This is a genomic window from uncultured Marinobacter sp. (assembly GCF_947259545.1).
GTDB lineage: Bacteria > Pseudomonadota > Gammaproteobacteria > Pseudomonadales > Oleiphilaceae > Marinobacter.
Window position 1 is genome coordinate 302525 of the sequence record NZ_CAMYMK010000002.1, and the last position, 20336, is coordinate 322860.

General features: G+C 56.4%; 20 protein-coding genes and 1 tRNA gene. 14 read left to right on the top strand and 7 right to left on the bottom strand.

Annotated elements, in window-relative coordinates; genetic code table 11:
- Positions 1-19: 19 nt before the first annotated feature.
- Together Q0Y21_RS01535 and Q0Y21_RS01540 are read right to left on the bottom strand one after the other, a co-directional pair.
- On the bottom strand, positions 20-790 hold the full coding sequence (locus Q0Y21_RS01535; RefSeq protein WP_297790875.1) for an ABC transporter ATP-binding protein: 771 nt from the start codon (positions 788-790) through the stop codon (positions 20-22).
- Between the two features lie 151 nt (positions 791-941).
- Positions 942-1700: an FCD domain-containing protein gene (locus tag Q0Y21_RS01540; RefSeq protein WP_297790877.1), complete on the bottom strand. Its 759-nt coding sequence runs from the start codon at positions 1698-1700 to the stop codon at positions 942-944.
- A gap of 339 nt (positions 1701-2039) precedes the next feature.
- Here Q0Y21_RS01540 and dctP point away from each other — a divergent pair, with 339 nt between their 5' ends.
- From dctP to Q0Y21_RS01580, 8 genes are all read left to right on the top strand, one after another.
- Positions 2040-3098, top strand: coding sequence for a TRAP transporter substrate-binding protein DctP (gene dctP, locus Q0Y21_RS01545; protein ID WP_297792463.1), 1059 nt, complete (start codon positions 2040-2042; stop codon positions 3096-3098).
- Between the two features lie 97 nt (positions 3099-3195).
- Positions 3196-3900 (top strand): TRAP transporter small permease subunit, encoded by a 705-nt coding sequence (locus Q0Y21_RS01550; protein ID WP_297790879.1) that lies wholly within the window; start codon positions 3196-3198, stop codon positions 3898-3900.
- Positions 3897-5432: a TRAP transporter large permease subunit gene (locus Q0Y21_RS01555; protein ID WP_297790881.1), complete on the top strand. Its 1536-nt coding sequence runs from the start codon at positions 3897-3899 to the stop codon at positions 5430-5432. The genes Q0Y21_RS01550 and Q0Y21_RS01555 overlap by 4 nt, the downstream gene beginning before the upstream one ends.
- 21 nt (positions 5433-5453) lie before the next feature.
- A complete protein-coding gene (locus Q0Y21_RS01560; RefSeq protein ID WP_297790883.1) occupies positions 5454-5879 on the top strand; it encodes a heme-binding protein in 426 nt (141 codons plus the stop codon).
- Between the two features lie 40 nt (positions 5880-5919).
- Complete coding sequence (locus Q0Y21_RS01565) at positions 5920-7392, top strand: FAD-linked oxidase C-terminal domain-containing protein (RefSeq protein ID WP_297790885.1); 1473 nt, start codon at positions 5920-5922, stop codon at positions 7390-7392.
- Positions 7385-8449: a glycolate oxidase subunit GlcE gene (gene glcE / locus Q0Y21_RS01570; RefSeq protein WP_297790887.1), complete on the top strand. Its 1065-nt coding sequence runs from the start codon at positions 7385-7387 to the stop codon at positions 8447-8449. Before Q0Y21_RS01565 ends, glcE begins: the two co-directional genes overlap by 8 nt.
- A gap of 155 nt (positions 8450-8604) precedes the next feature.
- On the top strand, positions 8605-9813 hold the full coding sequence (gene glcF, locus Q0Y21_RS01575) for a glycolate oxidase subunit GlcF (protein WP_297790889.1): 1209 nt from the start codon (positions 8605-8607) through the stop codon (positions 9811-9813).
- A gap of 51 nt (positions 9814-9864) precedes the next feature.
- The gene (locus tag Q0Y21_RS01580; RefSeq protein ID WP_297790891.1) at positions 9865-10305 is read left to right on the top strand and encodes a DUF4124 domain-containing protein; all 441 of its coding nucleotides are present in this window, start codon (positions 9865-9867) and stop codon (positions 10303-10305) included.
- Positions 10306-10333: 28 nt separating this feature from the next.
- Here Q0Y21_RS01580 and Q0Y21_RS01585 read toward each other — a convergent pair whose 3' ends face one another.
- Positions 10334-11305: a calcium/sodium antiporter gene (locus tag Q0Y21_RS01585; protein ID WP_297790893.1), complete on the bottom strand. Its 972-nt coding sequence runs from the start codon at positions 11303-11305 to the stop codon at positions 10334-10336.
- A gap of 206 nt (positions 11306-11511) precedes the next feature.
- Here Q0Y21_RS01585 and Q0Y21_RS01590 point away from each other — a divergent pair, with 206 nt between their 5' ends.
- The 4 genes from Q0Y21_RS01590 to Q0Y21_RS01605 all read left to right on the top strand — a co-directional run bounded on the left by Q0Y21_RS01590 (position 11512) and on the right by Q0Y21_RS01605 (position 15028).
- Complete coding sequence (locus Q0Y21_RS01590; RefSeq protein ID WP_297790895.1) at positions 11512-11667, top strand: hypothetical protein; 156 nt, start codon at positions 11512-11514, stop codon at positions 11665-11667.
- 55 nt (positions 11668-11722) lie between these two features.
- Positions 11723-12904, top strand: a complete 1182-nt coding sequence (locus Q0Y21_RS01595) for a multidrug effflux MFS transporter (protein WP_297790897.1) — start codon at positions 11723-11725, stop codon at positions 12902-12904.
- 64 nt (positions 12905-12968) lie between these two features.
- Positions 12969-13721, top strand: a complete 753-nt coding sequence (locus Q0Y21_RS01600; protein ID WP_297790899.1) for an NYN domain-containing protein — start codon at positions 12969-12971, stop codon at positions 13719-13721.
- Between the two features lie 410 nt (positions 13722-14131).
- Entirely contained in the window at positions 14132-15028 is an 897-nt protein-coding gene (locus tag Q0Y21_RS01605) for a metal-dependent hydrolase (RefSeq protein ID WP_297790901.1), read from the top strand.
- 86 nt (positions 15029-15114) lie between these two features.
- On the opposite strand, the gene Q0Y21_RS01610 is transcribed toward Q0Y21_RS01605, so the two are convergent.
- From Q0Y21_RS01610 to Q0Y21_RS01625, 4 genes are all read right to left on the bottom strand, one after another.
- Positions 15115-15190: transfer RNA gene (locus Q0Y21_RS01610), tRNA-Phe, on the bottom strand.
- Positions 15191-15310: 120 nt separating this feature from the next.
- Positions 15311-15583, bottom strand: a complete 273-nt coding sequence (locus Q0Y21_RS01615) for an oxidative damage protection protein (RefSeq protein WP_297790903.1) — start codon at positions 15581-15583, stop codon at positions 15311-15313.
- A gap of 82 nt (positions 15584-15665) precedes the next feature.
- Positions 15666-16730 (bottom strand): A/G-specific adenine glycosylase, encoded by a 1065-nt coding sequence (mutY, locus tag Q0Y21_RS01620; protein ID WP_297790905.1) that lies wholly within the window; start codon positions 16728-16730, stop codon positions 15666-15668.
- Entirely contained in the window at positions 16727-18949 is a 2223-nt protein-coding gene (locus Q0Y21_RS01625; RefSeq protein WP_297790907.1) for an AsmA family protein, read from the bottom strand. The genes mutY and Q0Y21_RS01625 overlap by 4 nt, the downstream gene beginning before the upstream one ends.
- Before the next feature lie 192 nt (positions 18950-19141).
- Between Q0Y21_RS01625 and Q0Y21_RS01630 the strand changes: the two genes are divergently transcribed.
- Together Q0Y21_RS01630 and hisB are read left to right on the top strand one after the other, a co-directional pair.
- Complete coding sequence (locus tag Q0Y21_RS01630; RefSeq protein WP_297790909.1) at positions 19142-19603, top strand: SRPBCC family protein; 462 nt, start codon at positions 19142-19144, stop codon at positions 19601-19603.
- Between the two features lie 114 nt (positions 19604-19717).
- Positions 19718-20311, top strand: a complete 594-nt coding sequence (gene hisB / locus Q0Y21_RS01635) for an imidazoleglycerol-phosphate dehydratase HisB (protein ID WP_012136788.1) — start codon at positions 19718-19720, stop codon at positions 20309-20311.
- Positions 20312-20336 lie beyond the last annotated feature (25 nt).

The window sequence follows — 20336 nt, forward strand, 5'->3', positions numbered from 1 at the left end:
TTCAAGATAGCACCGAGTGTCAGAAGTTGGGAGCCAGGAACTGTTTCATGCGTTCCGAGTCCGGGTGATCAAACACTTTGTCGGGGGTACCCTGTTCCTCGATCACGCCCTGATGCAAGAACAGGACCTGATTCGACACATCCCGTGCAAATGCCATCTCGTGGGTGACCACGATCATGGTGCGACCTTCCTCGGCCAGGCTTTGCATAACCTTCAGTACTTCGCCGACCAACTCCGGATCCAGCGCAGATGTCGGTTCGTCAAACAGCATGACTTCAGGCTCCATTGCCAGCGCCCGGGCAATCGCCGCCCGCTGTTGCTGACCGCCTGACATTTGCGCCGGATAGTAATCCTTGCGCTCATAGATTCCGACTTTGTTCAGGTAGGCTTCGGCACGCTCAATGGCTTCCTTTTTGGGAACCTTGAGGACGTTGACGGGAGCTTCAATGATGTTTTCCAGCACGGTCATGTGGGACCAGAGGTTGAAACTCTGGAAGACCATGGAGAGCTTGGCGCGAATCAGTTCAACCTGTTTGTTATCGGCGGGAATGCGTTCGCCCTTGCGGTTTTTGGTGAACCGGATGGGGTCGCCGTGCACAATAATGTCGCCGGAGGTTGGGGTTTCGAGCATGTTGATGCAGCGTAGAAATGTGCTCTTCCCGGAGCCGGAACTGCCAATCAGGGAAACCACATCGCCTTTACGGGTTTCCAGTGAGATACCCTTGAGCACTTCAAGCTGGTCAAAGGTTTTGTGAATATCCCTGCAGATCAAAGGCGCTTGTTCCGCCATGAGTGGCTCCTGAGGCTGTCATTCAAAGGCGCATGTTTTACGGACTGTGGCATCGGAAATCAATACCCTTTACGAAGGGGTTTACCGAGAATTACAACAGATACCGCCAAATCATTGTGTCGCAATGTGGGTGCAATGCAAGTTTTGCTGTTCAGGCGGACGGTGTCACGCCGGAATTTGAATGCTTTGCATCTAAGGGCATCCGAATCACTTCTGCTCCCTGGCTTTCCAGATCCCTCATGGAGTCTGCGACAAAGCGAACGTGATCTATGGCGGCTTTTCTGGCTGCGGCTGGTTTTCCTGCCAAAATAGCCTTATAGATCCGACGATGCTGCTTCATTATGGAATGCCGCATTGCTTCTCGGGGATTGAGATTGGCGACAGATGCCTGTACCGACAACAGCATCATGTTCTTCAGGCCCTTGAGTACGTGTACCAGGATGGGGTTGTGGGATGCTTCGACAATGGCCTGATGGAAGCCGTGATCCGGCTTGGCATTGCTCAGAGGATCCGTTTCTTCGAGGATCCTGAACGCTTTCGTGAGTCGGTGTCGGTCCATGCTGGTTGCGCGCTGGGCCGCAAGGAATGCTGCCTGCCCTTCCAGTTGTTCCCTGACTTCAAGGAGGTCATACATTGTTCGGGGATGACCTGCAAAAAGGTGCATGAGGGGGCCGCTTTCATCAAGATCTCTGGTTGCCGGAACGATGCTGGCAACAAAGGACCCTTTGCCGTGAAATGTATCGATCACACCTCGTCCCTGTAATTCATGCAGTGCCTCCCGGATAATGGCTCTTGAGACCCCCATGCGCTCGGCCAGTTGGCGCTCCGAGGGGATCTTCTGATCCGGAGCGAGGCCACCGTCGAGGATCAGTTGCTCCAATCGGTACGAGATTTCCTGAGATATTCCCATCGTCTTTGTCCGTTAACTCCCGCTGGTCTGACCAGTGATGTTGCTTTATGCGTGTCCCAAGTCCTTCTGCCTGATTGCCCTGTAGCCCTTTAACTATGGCTGATCGGCGAGTTCACGTCTATTTCACACAATTTAAAACTGGTCAGACCAGTTGGTTATTCTCTGGACTAAACGTCAATCGCCTACGAAGATCTTGTTAATACCGGCACCCGCTGGTGTTGGCTTCACTCTGATAACAACAACGGCAACGGAGATGTGTCAATGGACATCAAGTGGAACACGAACTCGCAATGTGATGATGGAAATCTGCGGCCCCGCAGGAGCTTCCTGAAAAGCATAATGGTCGGCGCTACTTTGTGTGGGGCTCTTCTTGTGGGGGCGGGGCAGGCCCAAGCGGCTACAACATGGAAAATCCAGTCCGTGTGGGATGCCGGCACCGTCGGATACGACTTATTCGAGGAATGGTGTAACAGCATGGAGGAGAAGTCCGGCGGTGAACTGATCTTCAAGTGTTTCCCCGCCAAGGCTGTCGCCGCCGATAACAATTCCCTGTTCGATTCGGTTCGCAGTGGCGTTCTCCAGGGTATGAACCCGTTCACCCTGTACTGGTCGGGCAAGATTCCCGCGTCAGTATTCCTGTCCTCCTACCCGGCCGGCCCTGATCAGCCCCACCAGTGGGATATCATGTTCTATTCCATGGGCATGCTGGAAAAGACCCGGGAAATCTACAAGAAGTTCGGGCTGTTCTACGTTGGCCCGATCCAGCACGATGCCAATATCATCCATTCCAAGGAGCCGGTAAACAGCCTCGATGATCTTAAAGGCCTGAAGCTGCGGGTTCCCGGCGGCATGGTCGCCGAGGTGTTCCAGGCGTTCGGTGCTTCCACCGTGAGCCTGCCTGGCTCTGACATCTTCCCGGCCCTGGAAAAAGGTACCATCGACGCAGCCGACTATGTGGGCCCGGCGGTGAACTGGGAACTGGGCTTCTCCCAGGTGACCGATTACATCCTGTTCGGACCTCCGGGTGTCATGTCTATCTACCAGCCGGTAGACCTGATGGATCTGACGGTGAACCTGCGTGCCTGGAACTCTCTGGATCCGAAACTCCAGCAGCTGGTCGAGGATGAAGTGCGAATTTATTCCCAGAAGCACTACCTGACCATCCAGAAGCGTAACGTTGAGGCCATGGAGAAGTTCAAGGGCGCGGGTGACACTGTGAGCCGTTTGAGCCAGGAAGACGTGGATGAATGGCGCCGCAAGGCCATTCCGATCTGGTACAAGTGGGCGAACAAGGACGAGGATGCCCGTGCCATCTTCGATATCCAGATCGAGTATATGATGAATGAGACCGTCGGCTACATCGATGAGTCTGACCTCGAAGGTGTATCGGGCCGTTAACATTTTGCTGAACCAATAAAAAAGCAGGGGGAAGGTCAGGGACGACTCCGCAAGAGGAGTCCCGCCTTCCCCGTTTTGTGGCTGAGGAAGTAACAACATGTCTGATCTTGAAGGTTTCGGATTCGTAATGCCGCACTGGTTCTACTGGGGCTGGCTTGCGGTCATGCCGCTGATCATGATGGCCTGGGACAAGTGGAGTAGTGGTCACGGAGGCGAGACTGTCGAACCGGAATTGACACCGGGCGAATTGCAGGCGGAAGAGGACGATCCGCTGATCTATCTCCAGTTCGAGGGGAACTGGTTTACCAAAGTAGTGGACTGGATTTGTGACAAATCCGGTTTGTTCGTGTCGTTCTGGACAATCAACGCCGTTGTCTTCTATTTCTTTGGGGTGGTCATGCGCTACATCTTCAACATGCCGACCATCTGGGTCCATGAAGCCAGCTATCTGCTGCTTGGCATGCAATATATGCTCGCAGGCGCATTTGCCATGCTTCATGGCGCACATGTGCGTGTGGATGTGATGTACAACATGCTGCCAGTACGGGGAAGAGTTGGTCTGGACATCTTTACGTCCATGTTCTTCTTCATTTTTGCCCTGATCCTGCTGGTTACCTCCTGGAGCTTCTTCCAGGATTCCTACGCCATGAAAGAAACCACTGTTGAGACCTGGGGCATCCAACACTGGCCGGTCAAAGGCATGATGGTGGTGGGGTCCCTCCTTCTCTTACTCGCGGGCATATCCAAGCTGATCAAGGATATTGTTCTGTTCGTTCGTCTTGGTCGGGAGCGCACGGCATGACTACAAGTCCAACAACTGTGCCGGGCAGCAACCTTGTGGGGAAGCTCAGTACCTGGCTGATGATTATCGCCACAGTGGCACTGGCATTTGTTATCTGCGTTGAGATGATCAACATTCTTTTCTACGATCCGTGGAGCGACGAGAAATTCCTGTTCAAGCTCTCCGGCAGCCTCTCTGACGTCAAGGTCGGCCCTCTGACCTATCTGATGTTTGGTTCTCTGGCCGTGGCCTTGATGATGGGGCTTCCGCTGGCTTTCGTGACCGGTGGCCTCGGGGTGATGTTCATATACCTGGTGGGCGACGCGATGATGCTGAACCTGGTGCCGGGTCGCATCTTCCCGATGATGACCAACTCTGATCTGGCGGCGATACCGCTGTTTATCTTCATGGCTTCGATGCTTGAGCGTGCGGGCCTGATTGAGGAAATGTTCAGTGTGGTCTACAAGTGGATGGGTGGCCTCAGCGGTGGTCTGGCGACAGCAACCATCCTGGCGTCTACTCTCCTTGCAGCCATGGTGGGTGTTATCGGAGCCGCCGTGGTCACCATGGGTATCATCGCTCTGCCGGCGATGCTCAAGCGCGGTTACGACCAGAAGATCGCGCTGGGCTCAATCATGGCTGGCGGTACTCTGGGTATACTGATCCCCCCCTCGATCCTGGCGATTCTCTACGCGGTTGTCGCCCAGCAATCGGTCGGTGAGTTGTATCTCGGCTCCGTGATCCCGGGCCTGATGCTTTCTTCCCTGTACATTGCCTATGTGCTGATCCGCAGCTGGATCAATCCGAAACTGGGGCCGCCGGTGCCGGTGGAAGAGCGGATTTCCTTCAAGGAAAAGCTTCTTCTCACCAAAAACCTGATCGCTCCACTGGTGCTGGTCTTTCTGGTGCTCGGCCTGCTGTTCGGTGGCATCGCAACGCCGGTAGAAGCGGCGGGTATTGGCTCCTTCGGGGCCATCGTGGTGGCCATGATGCACGGCAAGTTCTCTATTGGCGGGCTGCGGGAAGCATCTGTAACCACTACCAAGGCATCTGCGATGGTGCTATGGATCATGTTCGGTGCCTCGGTCTTTGTCGGCTTCTACATCCTTCAGGGTGGCCAGCAATTTGTAACGGATGCCATCCTCGGTACTGGCATGTCGCCTTATGGCATTCTGTTCCTGCTGATGTTCCTGCTGGTGGTCCTGGGTATGTTTCTGGACTGGGTGGGTATTCTGCTGCTGGCAGTTCCCATCTTCATTCCTATTGTCAAAGCACTGGAGTTTCCAGGGCTATTCGGCTTTCCACCGGTGGCAGGCGATGATGTTGTGCTCTGGTTTGGTGTGCTCTATCTGGTCAATATGCAGATGTCGTTCCTTAGTCCTCCGTTCGGTTATGCATTGTTCTACCTCCGCGGGGTATGCCCGCCGGAGATATCCATGGCCACGATCTTCAAGTCATCGTTGGTGTTCCTGGCCATTCAGGCATTCGGACTGTTCATGTGCATCCTGATACCCGGCATTGTGACCTGGCTGCCGGGGCTGGTTTACGGTTAATAAATTCAAGGAGTCATTATTATGCTCACGGTCAACAGATTGGACCTGGCTGATGCCCGGACCTTGATTGCAGGGGCTGCCGAAAAAGCCAGGGAGATTGGCGTACCCATGTGCATAGCCATAGTGGATGAGTCGGGAAACCTGATTGCTTTTGAGCGAATGGACGGCGGCAAGATTACCAGCGTGACCATCGCCCAGGACAAGGCTTTTACGGCGGCCGCGGCAAAGAAAGCCACCCACGACTACAACAAGGTCAACGTGCCGGGCAGCCTGGCGTTCGGTATTCACACCGAAGTGGGTGGCCGCATCAGTTCTGTCGGGGGAGGCCTGCCGGTGATTGTCGACGGCGAAGTCGTGGGCGGTATTGGCCTGAGTTCCGGTACTCCGCAGCAGGATATGGACTGTGCCCAGGCCGGTATTGATCATTTTGAAACCAAACGCGGTTAATGGCTGTCACAGCTAAAGCGACATATACCCAGAGATTGATATGACAACCAATCCGAAAATCAGCAAAGCCGAACTGGCGGAGCAATTCCGGACGTTTATCGACCCGGAATACGTCATTACCGATGACGAAACCATGAAGCCCTACGAATGCGACGGCATGTCCATGTATTGCGAGATGCCGTTGCTGGTAGTGCTGCCGGAAACGGTGGAACAGGTACAGCGGGTGATGCGTATCTGTAATGAAAACACCGTCCCGGTGGTGGCCCGTGGCGCAGGCACCGGGCTCAGTGCCGGGGCCATGCCGAACAAGGAAGGCGTGGTGCTGTCGCTGGCCAAGTTCAACCGAATCCTCGATATCGACCCGCTGGCGCGCACGGCCAGTCTGCAGCCCGGCGTTCGTAACCTCGCGATCAGCGAGGAAGCGGCCCAGTATGGCCTGTACTATGGCCCGGACCCTTCCTCTCAGATTGCCTGCACCATCGGCGGCAATGTGGCGGAAAACTCCGGCGGCGTACATTGCCTGAAGTACGGCCTGACCGTGCACAACATCCTGAGTGTGGAAATGGTCACCGTTGAGGGCGATGTAGTCACCGTCGGCAGTGATGGCCTCGACAGTTGCGGTATGGATCTCCTCGCGCTGATGACCGGCTCTGAAGGGTTGCTGGGTGTAGTCACGGAAGTGAAGGTCAAGCTGTTGCCCAAGCCGGAAGTCGCCCAGGTGGTGATGGCCGGTTTCGACAGCGTACAGAAAGGCGGAGACGCCGTTGGTGGCATCATCGCCCACGGCATCATCCCCGGAGGCCTGGAAATGATGGACGGCCACGCCATTATCGCCGCCGATGACTTTGCCCAGGCCGGCTATCCCCGCGATGCCAAAGCCTTGCTGCTGTGTGAAGTGGACGGCACCGAAGAGGAAGTCCATGAGCACATCGCCGAAGCGGAAGAGGTCTTTCGCAAGCTGGGCGCCACCTCGGTGCGCACCTCCCAGAGCGAGGAAGAGCGAGCGTTGCTGTGGAAGGGGCGCAAGTCCGCCTTCCCGGCCGTGGGCCGCATCTCGCCGGACTACTACTGCATGGACGGCACCATTCCGCGTCGGGAGATTGCCCGCGTTCTGACCGAGATGGAGAAAATGTCGGAAGAGTTCGGCCTGCGGGTGGCCAATGTTTTTCACGCCGGAGACGGCAACCTGCACCCGCTGATCCTGTTCGATGCGAACGTGCCCGGCGAGTTCGAACGTACCGAGGCCTTTGGTAGCAGCATCCTTTCCCTGTGTGTGGAAGTGGGCGGCTGTATCACCGGGGAACACGGCGTGGGTGTTGAGAAAGTTCGCCAGATGGCTGTGCAGTTCAACGATGAAGAACTGCAACAGTTCCATGACCTCAAAGCTGCATTCGACCCGAAGGGCATCCTGAACCCCGGTAAAGGCGTCCCGGCTTTGCGGTTCTGCCAGGAATACCGCTCACTCGAATACAAATTACACAAGCACGACCATACGGAAGCCGCCCATGGCTGATAATCTCCAGACACTACAGGAGCAAGTGCTCCAGGCCCGCGATGGCGGACACAAACTCAATATTGTTGGTGGTGGTACCAAGGCCTTCATGGGCCGTGCTGCCGATCTGGATGCCGGTACTCTCAATGTGGGAGAACACACAGGAATCGTCGACTACCACCCGGTGGAACTGGTACTCACCGTGCGCGCCGGTACCCCCCTGAAAGAAATTGAAGCCACCCTGGCTGAAGAAGGGCAGGCATTGCACTTCGAACCACCGCACTTTGGCGAAGACTCCACCATCGGTGGCACGCTCGCCTGCAACCTGTCAGGTCCGGCACGCCCCTGGGCGGGTTCTGTGCGTGATCAGGTGCTCGGTGTACGGCTGATCAACGGCAAGGGGGAGCATCTGCGCTTCGGTGGCCAAGTAATGAAAAACGTGGCTGGCTACGACGTATCCCGGCTCCAGGCCGGCGCCATGGGCACCCTGGGGGTGTTGACCGAAATCAGTATGAAAGTCATGCCCAAACCCGCCGCTACCCTGACCCTGGCACAGGAAATGTCCGCGGACGACGTCATCCACTACATGAACAGCCGCGCGGCTGAACCCAAGCCCATCACCGCCGCCTGCTGGCTCGACGGCAAAGTCTACCTCCGCCTGTCCGGCGCTCGCTCAGCGGTGGAAGCCACCGCACAGAAATGGTCCGGCGACGTGATGGAAAACGGCGACCAGTTCTGGCGCCAGATCCAGGATATGGGCCATGAGTTCTTCACCGGTGACGACCCGTTATGGCGCTTCTCCGTCGGCTCGACTGCTGCTAATCCAAAGCTCGACGGCCCCTGGCTGATCGACTGGGCCGGCTCCCAGCGCTGGTACCGCGGCAACGCGGAATTGAAACAGATGGAGGCGCTGGCCAAAGAGGCTGGGGGACAGGTCAGCCTGTTCCGTGGCGGTGATCGCGGGGGGGAAGTGATGCAACACCAGCCGGATGCCCTGAAAGGCATACAGCGGCGATTAAAGAACTCGTTCGATCCCGACGGCATTTTTAACCCGGGCCGGCTCTATAGCTGGTTGTAATCAACTGAAATGTCCGGGAAGCGTCTGAGTGCCGCCTTCCGAAACTGTGCGGAGCCATGGATGGCGGAGCCCAAGCGCACATGGATGTGCTTGTAGCGTGTTTCGGAAGGCGGTGCTCAGACGCTTGTACTCGAATCCAGAAGGCTAGGTAAATCATGCAAACCAATTTAGTTCAACAATTTGCCAACACCGCGGAAGGACAGGAGGCCGAGTCCATCCTGCGGGCCTGCGTCCACTGCGGCTTCTGCACGGCAACCTGTCCCACCTATCAGGAACTCAATGACGAGCGCGACGGCCCCCGCGGTCGCATCTACCTCATGAAAATGTTCCTCGAAGGCCAGGAAGTCACCGAAAAAACCCGCGAACACCTGGACCGCTGCCTCACCTGCCGCAGCTGCGAAACCACCTGCCCCTCCGGCGTCCAGTACGGCCGCCTGGTGGATATCAGCCGTGGCCTGATCGATCAGGAAATGCCCCGCCCGCCGAAAGACAAGTGGGTGCGCTGGGCACTGGCACGAGTCCTTCCCAACCGCAAACTGTTCGGTTTGCTGTTGCGCCTCGGCCAATTGTTCCGTCCGGCATTGCCGGAAAAGCTGCGCACCAAAGTGCCGCCCAGAAAAGAAGCCAGCCCCTGGCCTGAGGCTAGCCATAGCCGCATCGTGCTGGCGCTGGCCGGTTGCGTGCAGCCCTCCGCAACGCCCAACACCAACGCCGCTGCTGCCCGTGTGCTTGATCGCCTCGGTATCACCATGGTGGAAGCGCCAGCGGCCGGTTGCTGTGGTGCGGTGAACTACCACCTTTCCGAACACGAGAAAGGCCTGGAGCGCATGCGCCAGAACATCGATGCCTGGTGGCCCGCTATCGAAGCCGGTGCCGAAGCCATTATCATGACTGCCTCCGGTTGTGGCGCCATGGTGCAGGACTATGGTCATCTGCTGAAGGATGATCCGGTGTACGCCGCCAAGGCGAAAAAGGTGAGTGAGCTGACCATCGATCTGGGTGCGTTCCTGCTCCAGCAGGACCTGGAAAAACTCAAAGTGACCCAGAGCCCGGGTAAGGTGGCGTTCCACTGCCCCTGCACCCTGCAACATGCCATGAAGCAGAATGGCGTGGTGGAGCAGGTCCTGACCAAAGCGGGCGTGAACCTGGCTGCTACCAAAGACAAGCACCTGTGCTGCGGGTCAGCCGGTACCTACTCCGTGCTCCAGCCGGAGATGAGCCAGAAGCTGCTGGACAACAAGCTGAAAGCGCTGACCGTCGATCATCCGGACCGCATTGTCACCGCCAACATCGGGTGCCAGATGCACCTGGAAACCAAAGCGGATGTACCGGTTCAGCACTGGATCGAATTACTGGACCAATAACCTCTGCTATAGTCCCTGGCTCATTTTTGAAACCACAGGGAGTGGAATCATATGCCAGGGAGTTTGGCCGTCTTTCTTATAGCTTCATTGTTCGCATTATCGGTGTCAGCAGGTGTATATACCTGGACGGACGCCGATGGTGTGGTGCACTTCAGTGATAGACAACCACCGAGTCGCGAGCACGATACCGTAACGCTTACCGAGCCCTCGGTTGTGCCCATGTCCGAGAACATCGAACAGGGCAGGCGTGTAACCACCATCAATCAACAGGTAAGTCGCAGTCTGGAACGATCCGGTTCGGACCGGCGCTCTACCGCCGCCCGGAAGAAAGCGGAAGCGCGCCATCAGAAAATGTGTGGAGGGTACCGTAAGCGTCTGGCCAGAATTCAGCAGCAACTCAGGGCCGGTTACAGCAATGACCGGGGCAACCGCCTGCGGCGCCAGCGCAGGGAGGTGAGCCAGGCCCTCAGCCGCGAATGTCTGTTGCGTTAGGGCCCCGCTGTCGTTGAGTTCGGGCAGGTTACTGCCCGAACGTGGTGGACACCAGGTAGGCGGTGTAACCGATAAAGCAAGTCATTAGCAGACCACCTTCCACCCGGTTGATCCGGCCAGGACCACGGAAACCGTAGCCAAGCACAAACAGCGCGAGGGTAAGTCCCGCCATTACGGGAAGATCCCGCACCAGAACTTCGTCTGCTACCGACATTGGCGCAATCATGCCGGCAATACCCACAACTGCCAGGGTGTTGAACAGGTTGGAGCCAAGAATATTGCCCAGTGCCAGATCATGCTCGCCTTTGCGGGCAGCGATGACAGACGATGCCAGTTCCGGTAATGAGGTTCCAATGGCCACAATGGTCAGTCCGATGATCAGATCGCTTACGCCAAACGCTGTGGCCAGGTCTACCGCCCCCCAAACCAGCATGCGGGAACTGATGATCAGCAGAATCAGCCCGGCCACCAGCCAGAACACCGCCTTGCGAATGGGCATGGCGTGCGCTTTCAACTCCGCGCTCACTTCACCCGCGAGAGGGTCATCCGGTTGCTTCATGCCCGACCAGATGCTCCAGGTAAGCAATGCGGCAAAGGTCAGGAGTAAGCCAACGGCATCGAGCCGGCTGAGAGAACCATCCAGAAGCTGCCAAACTGCCAGGAGCGTCACCAGGATCAAAATGGGCAGCTCCTTCCGCATGACCTGGGAATGCACCGCAATTGGAGAAATCACCGCAGTGATACCGAGAATCAGGGCAATATTGGTGATATTGGAGCCGTAGGCGTTGCCCAGCGCCAGTCCGGGATTACCCTGTGAGGCGGCCAAGGCGGAAACTACCATCTCAGGTGCGGAGGTGCCGAAGCCAACCACGACCATCCCGATCAGCAGTGGCGGCATGCCAAAATGCCCGGCGGTGACCGCAGAGCCCTCAACAAACCGATCAGCGCTCCAGACCAGAAGCGCCAGACCGGCAAAAATGGCAAGCAAGGCAATGAGCACTATGGTGGCCTCCTGAGCAAGGGTTGTTGTATTTCATGTCCGGCACCCGGCCAGCGCAATTACACAGATCTACCTATATTCGTTGGCACCTGGCGAGGAACTGAGAGTGTGAGTGATATCCCTTATAGTCCCTTTGCTGAAGTGTGAACGGAAGGTGCTAAACTTGGCACCGAAAACCCACGACAGTGCCAACCGGAGAATTCGCCATGGCCAAAAAAAGGGCAAAGCCCACACAGCATAGTACTGTGCAGCGTGAGCTGAAAACACCGAAGTACCACATGAGGGTGGTGGAAGACAAAAGCAAGTACAAGCGGAAGCGTGACAAGACGGTGAGAATCGAGGATTTCCGCAAAGCTGCCTGACAGGTGGTTTTACGAAAATCCTTGATTCTCCTTCCCGCAGAGCTCTCACGTTTTTATGCCCCAGATTCAGCTGGCGATTCTATTGGGAATGACGGTCGCACTGGGACCGTTGGCACTGGACGCCTACCTGCCAGCCTTTCCGGACATCTCCGATGCCCTGGGCGCCTCCCACGGACAGATTGGGTTAACCCTCAGTGCCTACGTTGGCGCATTGGGGCTGGCTCAGCTTGTCGGCGGGCCGTTATCTGATCGTTATGGTCGCCAGCAGGTTCTGCTGGGCGGGTTGTCGATATTTGTCGGGGCAGCCTTTATGGTTGCCCACGCAGATACGATCAATCAGATGCTGTTCTGGCGGGTGATCCAGGGTATTGGTGGTGCCTTCTGCGCGGTATCGGTTCCGGCTATCGTCCGGGATCAGAGCCAGGGTTCCGAGGCGGCCCGATTGTTCGGGCTCATCGGGCTAATCATGTTTATTGCCCCGGCGCTTGCGCCCTCCATAGGATCATTGCTGCTGACCATCAGTGACTGGCCGGCCATCTTCCTGATGCTGACGGGGTACGCGATGGTGCTGGCGGTCATCCTGCATTTCGCGTTGTTCCGGCGCCTTCCGAGGCCGGAGAGAGAGTCAACGCCCGTTCATACTCTGGTGACCAACTATCTGCTGGTGCTGCGACACCCGGTGACCATGAGGTTCATCGGGCTGCAGGCGTTGTGCTTCAGCGCCATGATGGTTTTTATTACCCATGCATCCTTTATCTACCAGGAATGGTTCGGGTTATCCAAAGCCATGTTCTCCGGCCTGTTCGCCGCCAACATTGGGGCCATGGCCTGTATTAACCTGTTGAACCGCCGGCTTCTGAATCGTTTTGAGTCCGTCGATATTCTCAGGGTTTCCGTTTTCCTCCAGACCGTTGCAATCATCGCACTGGTGCTCTGCGCCTGGGCTGCCGCTCCCTATTGGGCTGTTGCAGCCTGTATCATCGTTGCCGTGGGCTTCATGGGGGCCATCGTGCCAAACAACATGGCCAACGCCCTGGAGTTCTTCCCGCACCTTGGTGGCACGGCAGCTGCCTTGCTGGGTGCGTCGCAATTCACCATCGCCGGCACCATCAGCGCGATATCAGCCACGCTCAGCGGCGGTTCGTTATTGCCCATTGTGTTGACCATGGCGGTTTGTGTGTCAGGAGCAGCGGTTCTTGCAGCCGGGGCGCCGGGGGCGGTTCGGCAGATTGCCTGAGAGGTCTTTCCAGTCAGAACGTCTATGCTGAGTATCAGCATGCAACAACAAAGGTACAGCGCCGTTGAAAGATCTTGAACAGCATAAAAAGATTGCCGTATTGATCGATGCAGACAATGCTCAGTTGTCAAAATTGCCCCTGATTATAGAGGAACTGTCCTCTCACGGGCATGTGGTGGTGAAGCGGGCGTATGGCGACTGGTCGGTGGACAGCCTCAAGAACTGGAAGACCGTGCTCAATGAACTGGCCATCCAGCCGATCCAGCAGTTCGCCTACACCAAGGGCAAGAACGCGACCGATGCATCCATGATCATTGATGCCATGGATCTTCTATACTCCTCCAAGTTCGATGCTTTTGCTCTTGTCTCCAGCGACAGCGACTTCACCAAGCTGGCGTCCCGGCTGAGGGAGTCTGAGATCTATGTCTTCGGCTTCGGCGAGAAGAAGACGCCGGTTTCATTCCGCAGTGCCTGTGATGACTTTCTTTTCACCGAGAACCTGGAGTATCCGGAGGAAGTGACGTCGGATGAGCCGGCCAAAGCGGCAAAAGAAGCGCCGAAAAAGAAATCCGAAAAGCTTCCTGAGGAAGTCGCACTGCTCAAACGAGCCTGGGAACAAACCCAGGACGATCAGGGATGGGCGACCTTTTCCGCAGCCGGTTCCTTCCTCAAACGCACTCGCCCGGATTTCGATCCCCGGACCTATGGCGCCAAGAAGTTTTCTGATCTGTTGGTCGCGAGATCTGAGTACTTTACGGTCAAGAAGGGGGCTGACGGGCAGGGGTATCGGGCTTATAAGCCGATAGGTCAGAAGTAAGTGGACACCAGAAATAACAAAGCTCGCAAAATAACCGCTACATGGCTAGCGGTTATTTTTTATGGGACATCTTGATGATACCCGCCGAAGTCAGACGCTGCGGGCCCCCGCCCCATCAGTTCAACCTGCTGGCCGGCAAGGTTGAGTTTAGAGGTGTGTCATAAGGGGACAATCTGAATGGAGACGACCGAAGAGGCGTCTTTAAGTGTCTGTATTAAAAATATTTTTCTTGTTTTTTTATGTGTGTTGGACGTTTTTGCTAGCCGTTTGGTGCTTTTTCCCATTCCTTTAAGTTCAAGTCGGCCTCTATGATGAATCTCAATAGTCACCGGGGCTGAAGGCGCAGTATTGCCCATTTCCTACTTGCGACTTTGGCCAGTATGCGCCTCTCAACGAACAAGGTTTTTCTCATGAGTAAAATAACAAGCATTGAGCCATCCTTGAAAATGGCGAAACGTAAGAGTTCTGACCGACCCATGCTGATCCCCGTGCGCAGAGACCTGGATTTCAAGTTGGATGAGAGCAAAATCTCAAACTGGAATACAGCAGCTGGTCCGGTATTCACTGCGTTTCTGAATACTTTCTCGGCAATACTCCCTGTGGGCGAGCGATTCTTTATTGACAGCGTCCGTGCGTATCGAGACCAGATTACCGATCCGGAACTGAAGAAGGCCGTTTCGGCATTCATCGGGCAAGAGGCTATGCATGGTAGAGAGCATGAGGTCTATAACTCGGCCTTCTTTAATAAAGTACCGGCTGCGGCTCGATTCGAGAAGCGGGTCAAGAGGATTCTTGATGGCTTCACCAAGCATTCCAGGCCCGTGTCGTTGAGTGGCACGATTGCCCTTGAGCACTTTACTGCCTTGCTGGCGGACAGTGTGCTAAAAGAGCCCCGTTTGACCAATGGCGCTGACCCAAAATACGCGGCACTCTGGCGTTGGCATGCCCTGGAAGAAACCGAACATAAGGCAGTAGCGTTTGATGTTTTCGAAGCAGTGATGGGGACCGGCATTAAAGCGTATAGTCTGCGAAGCTTTGGTCTCGTCCTGGCAACCCTTGTCTTCTGGGGATTGATCATACCGGTTTTCATCGAGGCTCTGCGGGCAGAAGGGCATCTGGGGAACCTGAAGGGGTGGCGCCAGTTCTTCCGTTATACCTTTGGTGATATTGGTATGCTGCGAAAGCAGATCGGAAACTACCTCGATTACTTCCGTCCGGGTTTCCACCCGTGGGATCATGACAACCGGGAATACCTCAAGGAGATCGATGCTTTCCTCGCGGAGCAGGAGCAACTGGCCACCGCGTGAGCCGTAAAGGCGGAGTGAGAATTGGCGTTTCGCGGACGCCATAAAAAACAAAGCCCGCACAAGGCGGGCTTCGTCAGAATTCTTAATGGTGCCCGGAGGCGGAATCGAACCACCGACACGGGGATTTTCAATCCCCTGCTCTACCGACTGAGCTATCCGGGCATGTTGCGCTACTGCTGTGCAACGGGGCGCTATTAAACCGGTTTCGTTGTTTTGAGTCAAGGCTGGGGGCTAAAAATTTCCGGATCTTTTGCGGATTGCTCAGCCTTTGATCAATAAAGGTTATTTTTCCGGCGGTACGTAGCCTTCCGCCTTGTCGAAGGGCTCGTTGTTGAAGAAGCGTTCCATCTGGGCCTGCAGGTATTTGCGGGTTTTGGGATCCATCAGGCTCAGGTGTTTTTCGTTGATCAGCATGGTTTGCTGCTTCTGCCATTCTTCCCAGGCTTTCTTTGAGACGGTTTCCCAGATCTCCTGGCCTTTCTTGCCGGGCATGGGCGGGAAATCCAGTCCTTCCAGTTCTTCCTGATACTTGCGACAGAAAACGGTGCGGCTCATGTCTGCTCCTATTGGAATTGGCCGTGTAGATAACTGGCGACGATGATAACAGATCGTGGTGGGGGCCGGTCAGTGTGTGAGCTCAGAGCAATGCGGTTTGCTCGGGGTTGGTCAGCAGCGTGCGTATCGGAGCAGGTAGGCCCAGAGTGAGGGCCTGGTCCCGGTGCAGCCAGCGCTGGCTGTCATTGTCAGCGATGGTGTTACTGGCGTTCACTGAAAGCCTCGCGGGCTGGATATGCAGGTGGTAGTGGCTGAAGGTGTGGCGAAAGCCACCAATCAGTTCGGCATCGCTGCAGTCAAAGCCAAACGCCTGCTCACAGGCCTCGGGAAGCTCATCCGAGCTGAATGCGGGGTCAAGCTCGGGAAGACTCCATAAGCCGCCCCAGATACCGCTGGGAGGGCGTCTTTCCAGCATGATGCGTCCCTCGCTGTCTTCGAGGATGACCATCCAGGTGGTTTTCTCCGGTTTCGCCTTCTTGGGCTTTGAACCGGGGTAAAGGCTGACTTCGCTCTTCCTGTAGGCAAGGCAGCCGCGTTGCAGTGGGCATGTCTCGCATGCGGGGCGAGTGCGGGAACACACCATGGCGCCCAGATCCATGATGGCTTGAGTATAGTCCCGTACCCGGTTATCCGGGGTATGCTTTTCGGCATGCTCCCACAGGGTGTTGAGTACCCTGGTTTGTCCCGGCCAGCCCGGCACCGCATGGTAGCGGGCGAGTACGCGTTTGACGTTGCCGTCGAGAATAGCCGCCCGTTTGCCGAATGCCTGGGCCAGAATGGCAGCCGCTGTGGAGCGGCCGATACCGGTGAGGGATTCCAGCTTTTCCTGATCCGCCGGGAATTCGCCGCCAAAGTCGTTAACCACGGTTCTGGCGGCTTTCTGCAGGTTGCGGGCGCGGGCGTAATAGCCAAGGCCGGACCAGTGGCTGAGTACGTCGTCCTCCGGCGCCTCCGCCAGGGCCTGAACATCCGGGAACCGCTGCATGAAGGCCTGGAAGTAGGGAATCACCGTGGTGACCTGGGTTTGCTGCAGCATGATCTCCGATACCCAGACCCGATAAGGGGTGCGGTTGTGGTGCCACGGCAGGTCATGCCTGCCGTGTTCGTCGTACCATGCGAGCAAATCCCGGGCGAAACTGTCACTCATCGGTTGAACAGCCCCTTCACCGCGTCCTTGATCTTGTCGCCTTCTTCTCCCAGTTGTTCGTCGATTTTTTCCTGAACTTTTTCTTTGGCTTTGTCTTTGGCGCGATCGGTTTCTTCCTTGACCTTTGCCTTTGCCGCGTTGGCAGCGATGTCCTTCAGGGTGTCCCGGAAGCGGGAACCGTCAAAGGAGCACAGGCCAGCAGGGTCTTCGGAGAAGTTGCCGCGGCACTCAACCGGGATGACTGCGTCCTTAACGTACTCGGTTACGCGGCAGGCTTCATCGCGGTGAATTTCGCCAACAATCCGCAGGCCCAACTCGTAGTCCAGGTTGGTTTGCTGCAGGTCGACGGTGCCGTCGCCTTCCAGGCGCATGCCGGCCAGGGCCGCGACCAGGTCAGTGTTGTTGAGGGTGTTGCCGTCGATCTTCAGCGTGCCCTTCATGTCGTTGAAGGGTGTGATGGTGCCCCAGTCACTGGTGCTCAGGGTGTCCTGATTTGCCAGTGCAATGCCCTGGCACGCCATGCGAGTCAGGTTCATTTTTCGGAACTCGCCTTTGGCGAGGTTGAAGCCGACTTCGCCTTTGGCATTGTTTCGCAGGGCGGAAATCCTGTTGCCGGTGGTTTTGACATCCACTGACAGGTTGGCGCCACCGGAGAGCATGTCGACTTCGGCCAGATCCGTCAGCAATGGCAGGGTCTGCACATTGTTGACCTTGGAGCCGATTGCCCATTTCGGACTATCCGTGCGTGCGTCCAGGGTGACATTAGCGCCGAAGCTGCCGTCGTACAGCTTGCCGCTGAACTCGTCCACTTTCAGCACGCCATTCTTGGCGGTAATGGACGATTTGATCTCGTTGATGGTGAGGTTGCTGATGATCAGCTCGCCCAGGCCAAGATCAACATCCAGCAGAAGACTGCGCAGGGTTTCCAGGGGCAGCAGGTCGCTTTCCTCGGCCGATGCCTGAGCGGTGCCGCCGGTCTTCTCCGTGCTGTCTTTTTCTTGTTCGCTGGCGGCTCCGCCTTGATCCTCTTCCGGCGTGGGCGGCAGGTAGCGGTCTGCATTAATGGCATCCCCCTGAAGGTTCAGCGCAACGGCGCTGTTGTTCAGGGTGTAGCTGCCTCCGCCAGTAAAGGTGGTGTCATCGAGGCTGATGGACAGGTCACTCAGCGCCACCGAGCCGGCCGGCCCCCCGATTTTGGTAGAGAATGAGATGGCCTTGAGGACATCCGGATCGTCGGTTTCTATGGCTGGCTGACCAAGGGCTGCCAGCAGTTTCCTGAGGGAGAATTCGTCAATGCTGAGGGTGCCGTCCAGCTTAGGATTGTCACCAAAACCCTGAACCGACAGGTCGGTGTTGATTGTCAGGTCGGCGAGGCTGGCGGTGAGACCGTTAATGCTGGCCGTCTCGTTCTCGAGGTTGGCTTCGATGGCGCCGGCCAGTTTGGCGGTCACCGCCTTGCCGCCAAACGGTTCGCCCTTCATGTCGAATACCGCTTCGAGGTCAGAGATGCCAAATTCGTTCAGCGCTTCGTTTGCGGCGAGCAGGGCGCTCAGGCGGCCGTCCACTGCAAGCTGGGGCTGGTTGGTTTCAACCCGGAAACTGATATCCAGCGGAAAGCTGCTGCCCAGAGTGATGTCACTGGCATTCACTGTGAAGTCTTCCAGGGTCACGGACTGGCCAGTGCTTGCATCGTTGTAGTGAACTTGGGCGTTGCTGATTTCCACGTTCTCCACGTTGAAGTTCAGAGGCTCGCCGCCTCCGGCTTCGGTGTCCTCCTGGACCGGCTCGCCTTGCTGTTCCTCGGCAGGCTGCTGGCTGTCAGCTACGTCACCTTCCGGCATGATGCGGGTCCAGTTGCCATTGCCGTCTTTATCCACGTTCAGGCGTGCATCCAGGCCATCCAGCAGGAAGGTGTTCACTTGCGGCGACATGGCGATCAGTGACCAGAAGTCCAGCTGGGCCACCAGTCGATCCAGTCGGACGAAGCGTTCGCCCTCAAGGGTGGCTTCCACATCGTTGAGTTCCAGGCCGAGGGGGATGAAAGACCAGCCGATATCACCGCCCAGGATGAGGTCGAGATTGGTGTTGTCTTCGGCGGCTTTCTCAATCTGGGGTTTGTAGGCGTTGGGGTCGATAACCATAACGGCAACCGCAACAGCGGCAATTGCCAGGATAATCAGGCCGATGATGGCGAAGGCGATGTAGCGAACAGCTTTCATAATTCGGGCTTCCTTCCATTTTTATGCGTTCGGGCAGCGCAGGGCGAACAGAGTTAAGGATAACGCAGGGGTAACAAAATAAAAGCGCGTATGTATGACAATACGTTAGTGATAGGCCAAAATAGCGAACTGTTTTCTGACAATAACGTGTAATAACTTTAATAACTCTTCAGAGACAAAAAGGAGCTGGCTGTGGCTATTACTGTATCGATCGAGCTGAACCGGGAACTGGACATACCGGGCAGTTACGATGATGTATTCGATCTTCTCGCCGATGTGCCCCGTTCTGCCAGCCACTTCCCGAAAGTGGACAAGCTGGTGGACCTGGGCGACAACGCCTATCGCTGGGAGATGGAGAAGGTGGGTGTCGACAAGCACGCCATTCAGTCCGTCTATGCGTGTAAGTATGCCGCTGACAAGAGCAGCGGCAGGATTACCTGGGAACCGGTAAAGGGTGAAGGCAACGGCGTGGTTCGTGGCTCCTGGACGATTACCTCCAAAGGGGATAACGTCACCGCCGTCAAGTTCCAGACCAAAGCCGAACTCACTGTGCCACTGCCCGGCATGTTGAAGCTGGCCATCAGTCCGGTCATCAAGCACGAGTTCAACAGCTTGGTGGATACCTACATGAATAACCTCAAGAAAGCCTTCTGACAGGGAAGCTATCAACTCCATTGAAGGTCATGGTGGGACTCGGGGATTCAGAAAAGGTATAATCCGCAAACAATCAGTTTCCGGCATTGTGCCTATTCATAACCTGGAGTCCCCATGGCCGAACGTAAGGCTCGGGTAGAGAGAAATACCCTTGAAACGCAGATCACCGTTGAGATCAACCTCGACGGTACCGGGCAATCCACCTTTGACACCGGTGTGCCGTTCCTTGAGCACATGATGGATCAGATCGCCCGTCATGGTCTGGTGGATCTGAACATCGTCTCCAAGGGCGACCTGCACATTGATGACCACCACACCGTGGAAGACATTGGCATCACCCTCGGTCAGGCCTTCAAGCAGGCCGTTGGTGACAAGAAGGGTATCCGTCGCTACGGTCACGCTTATGTGCCACTGGATGAGGCCCTTTCCAGGGTGGTGATCGACCTGTCGGGCCGGCCTGGCCTGATGATGGACGTTCCCTACACCCGGGCTGCCGTGGGCGGCTTTGACGTGGACCTGTTCGAAGAGTTCTTCCATGGCTTCGTGAACCACTCCATGGTGAGCCTCCACATCGATAACCTGAAGGGCAAGAATACGCACCACCAGATTGAGACAGTATTCAAGGCCTTCGGTCGCGCCCTGCGTATGGCTATCGAGATGGACGAGCGAATGGCGGGTATTACCCCGTCCACCAAAGGCTCACTGTAACCGGTCATCGAAGGACACCGCATTA

Coding starts and splice junctions, on each gene's coding strand:
- glcE (WP_297790887.1), top strand. CDS start 7,385: ATGGCTGATAATCTCCAGACACTACAGGAGCAAGTGCTCCAGGCCCGC.
- mutY (WP_297790905.1), bottom strand. CDS start 16,730: ATGAGTGACAGTTTCGCCCGGGATTTGCTCGCATGGTACGACGAACAC.
- Q0Y21_RS01605 (WP_297790901.1), top strand. CDS start 14,132: ATGAGTAAAATAACAAGCATTGAGCCATCCTTGAAAATGGCGAAACGT.
- Q0Y21_RS01625 (WP_297790907.1), bottom strand. CDS start 18,949: ATGAAAGCTGTTCGCTACATCGCCTTCGCCATCATCGGCCTGATTATC.
- Q0Y21_RS01560 (WP_297790883.1), top strand. CDS start 5,454: ATGCTCACGGTCAACAGATTGGACCTGGCTGATGCCCGGACCTTGATT.
- dctP (WP_297792463.1), top strand. CDS start 2,040: ATGGTCGGCGCTACTTTGTGTGGGGCTCTTCTTGTGGGGGCGGGGCAG.
- hisB (WP_012136788.1), top strand. CDS start 19,718: ATGGCCGAACGTAAGGCTCGGGTAGAGAGAAATACCCTTGAAACGCAG.
- glcF (WP_297790889.1), top strand. CDS start 8,605: ATGCAAACCAATTTAGTTCAACAATTTGCCAACACCGCGGAAGGACAG.
- Q0Y21_RS01535 (WP_297790875.1), bottom strand. CDS start 790: ATGGCGGAACAAGCGCCTTTGATCTGCAGGGATATTCACAAAACCTTT.
- Q0Y21_RS01555 (WP_297790881.1), top strand. CDS start 3,897: ATGACTACAAGTCCAACAACTGTGCCGGGCAGCAACCTTGTGGGGAAG.
- Q0Y21_RS01550 (WP_297790879.1), top strand. CDS start 3,196: ATGTCTGATCTTGAAGGTTTCGGATTCGTAATGCCGCACTGGTTCTAC.
- Q0Y21_RS01595 (WP_297790897.1), top strand. CDS start 11,723: ATGCCCCAGATTCAGCTGGCGATTCTATTGGGAATGACGGTCGCACTG.
- Q0Y21_RS01565 (WP_297790885.1), top strand. CDS start 5,920: ATGACAACCAATCCGAAAATCAGCAAAGCCGAACTGGCGGAGCAATTC.
- Q0Y21_RS01590 (WP_297790895.1), top strand. CDS start 11,512: ATGGCCAAAAAAAGGGCAAAGCCCACACAGCATAGTACTGTGCAGCGT.
- Q0Y21_RS01540 (WP_297790877.1), bottom strand. CDS start 1,700: ATGGGAATATCTCAGGAAATCTCGTACCGATTGGAGCAACTGATCCTC.
- Q0Y21_RS01580 (WP_297790891.1), top strand. CDS start 9,865: ATGCCAGGGAGTTTGGCCGTCTTTCTTATAGCTTCATTGTTCGCATTA.
- Q0Y21_RS01615 (WP_297790903.1), bottom strand. CDS start 15,583: ATGAGCCGCACCGTTTTCTGTCGCAAGTATCAGGAAGAACTGGAAGGA.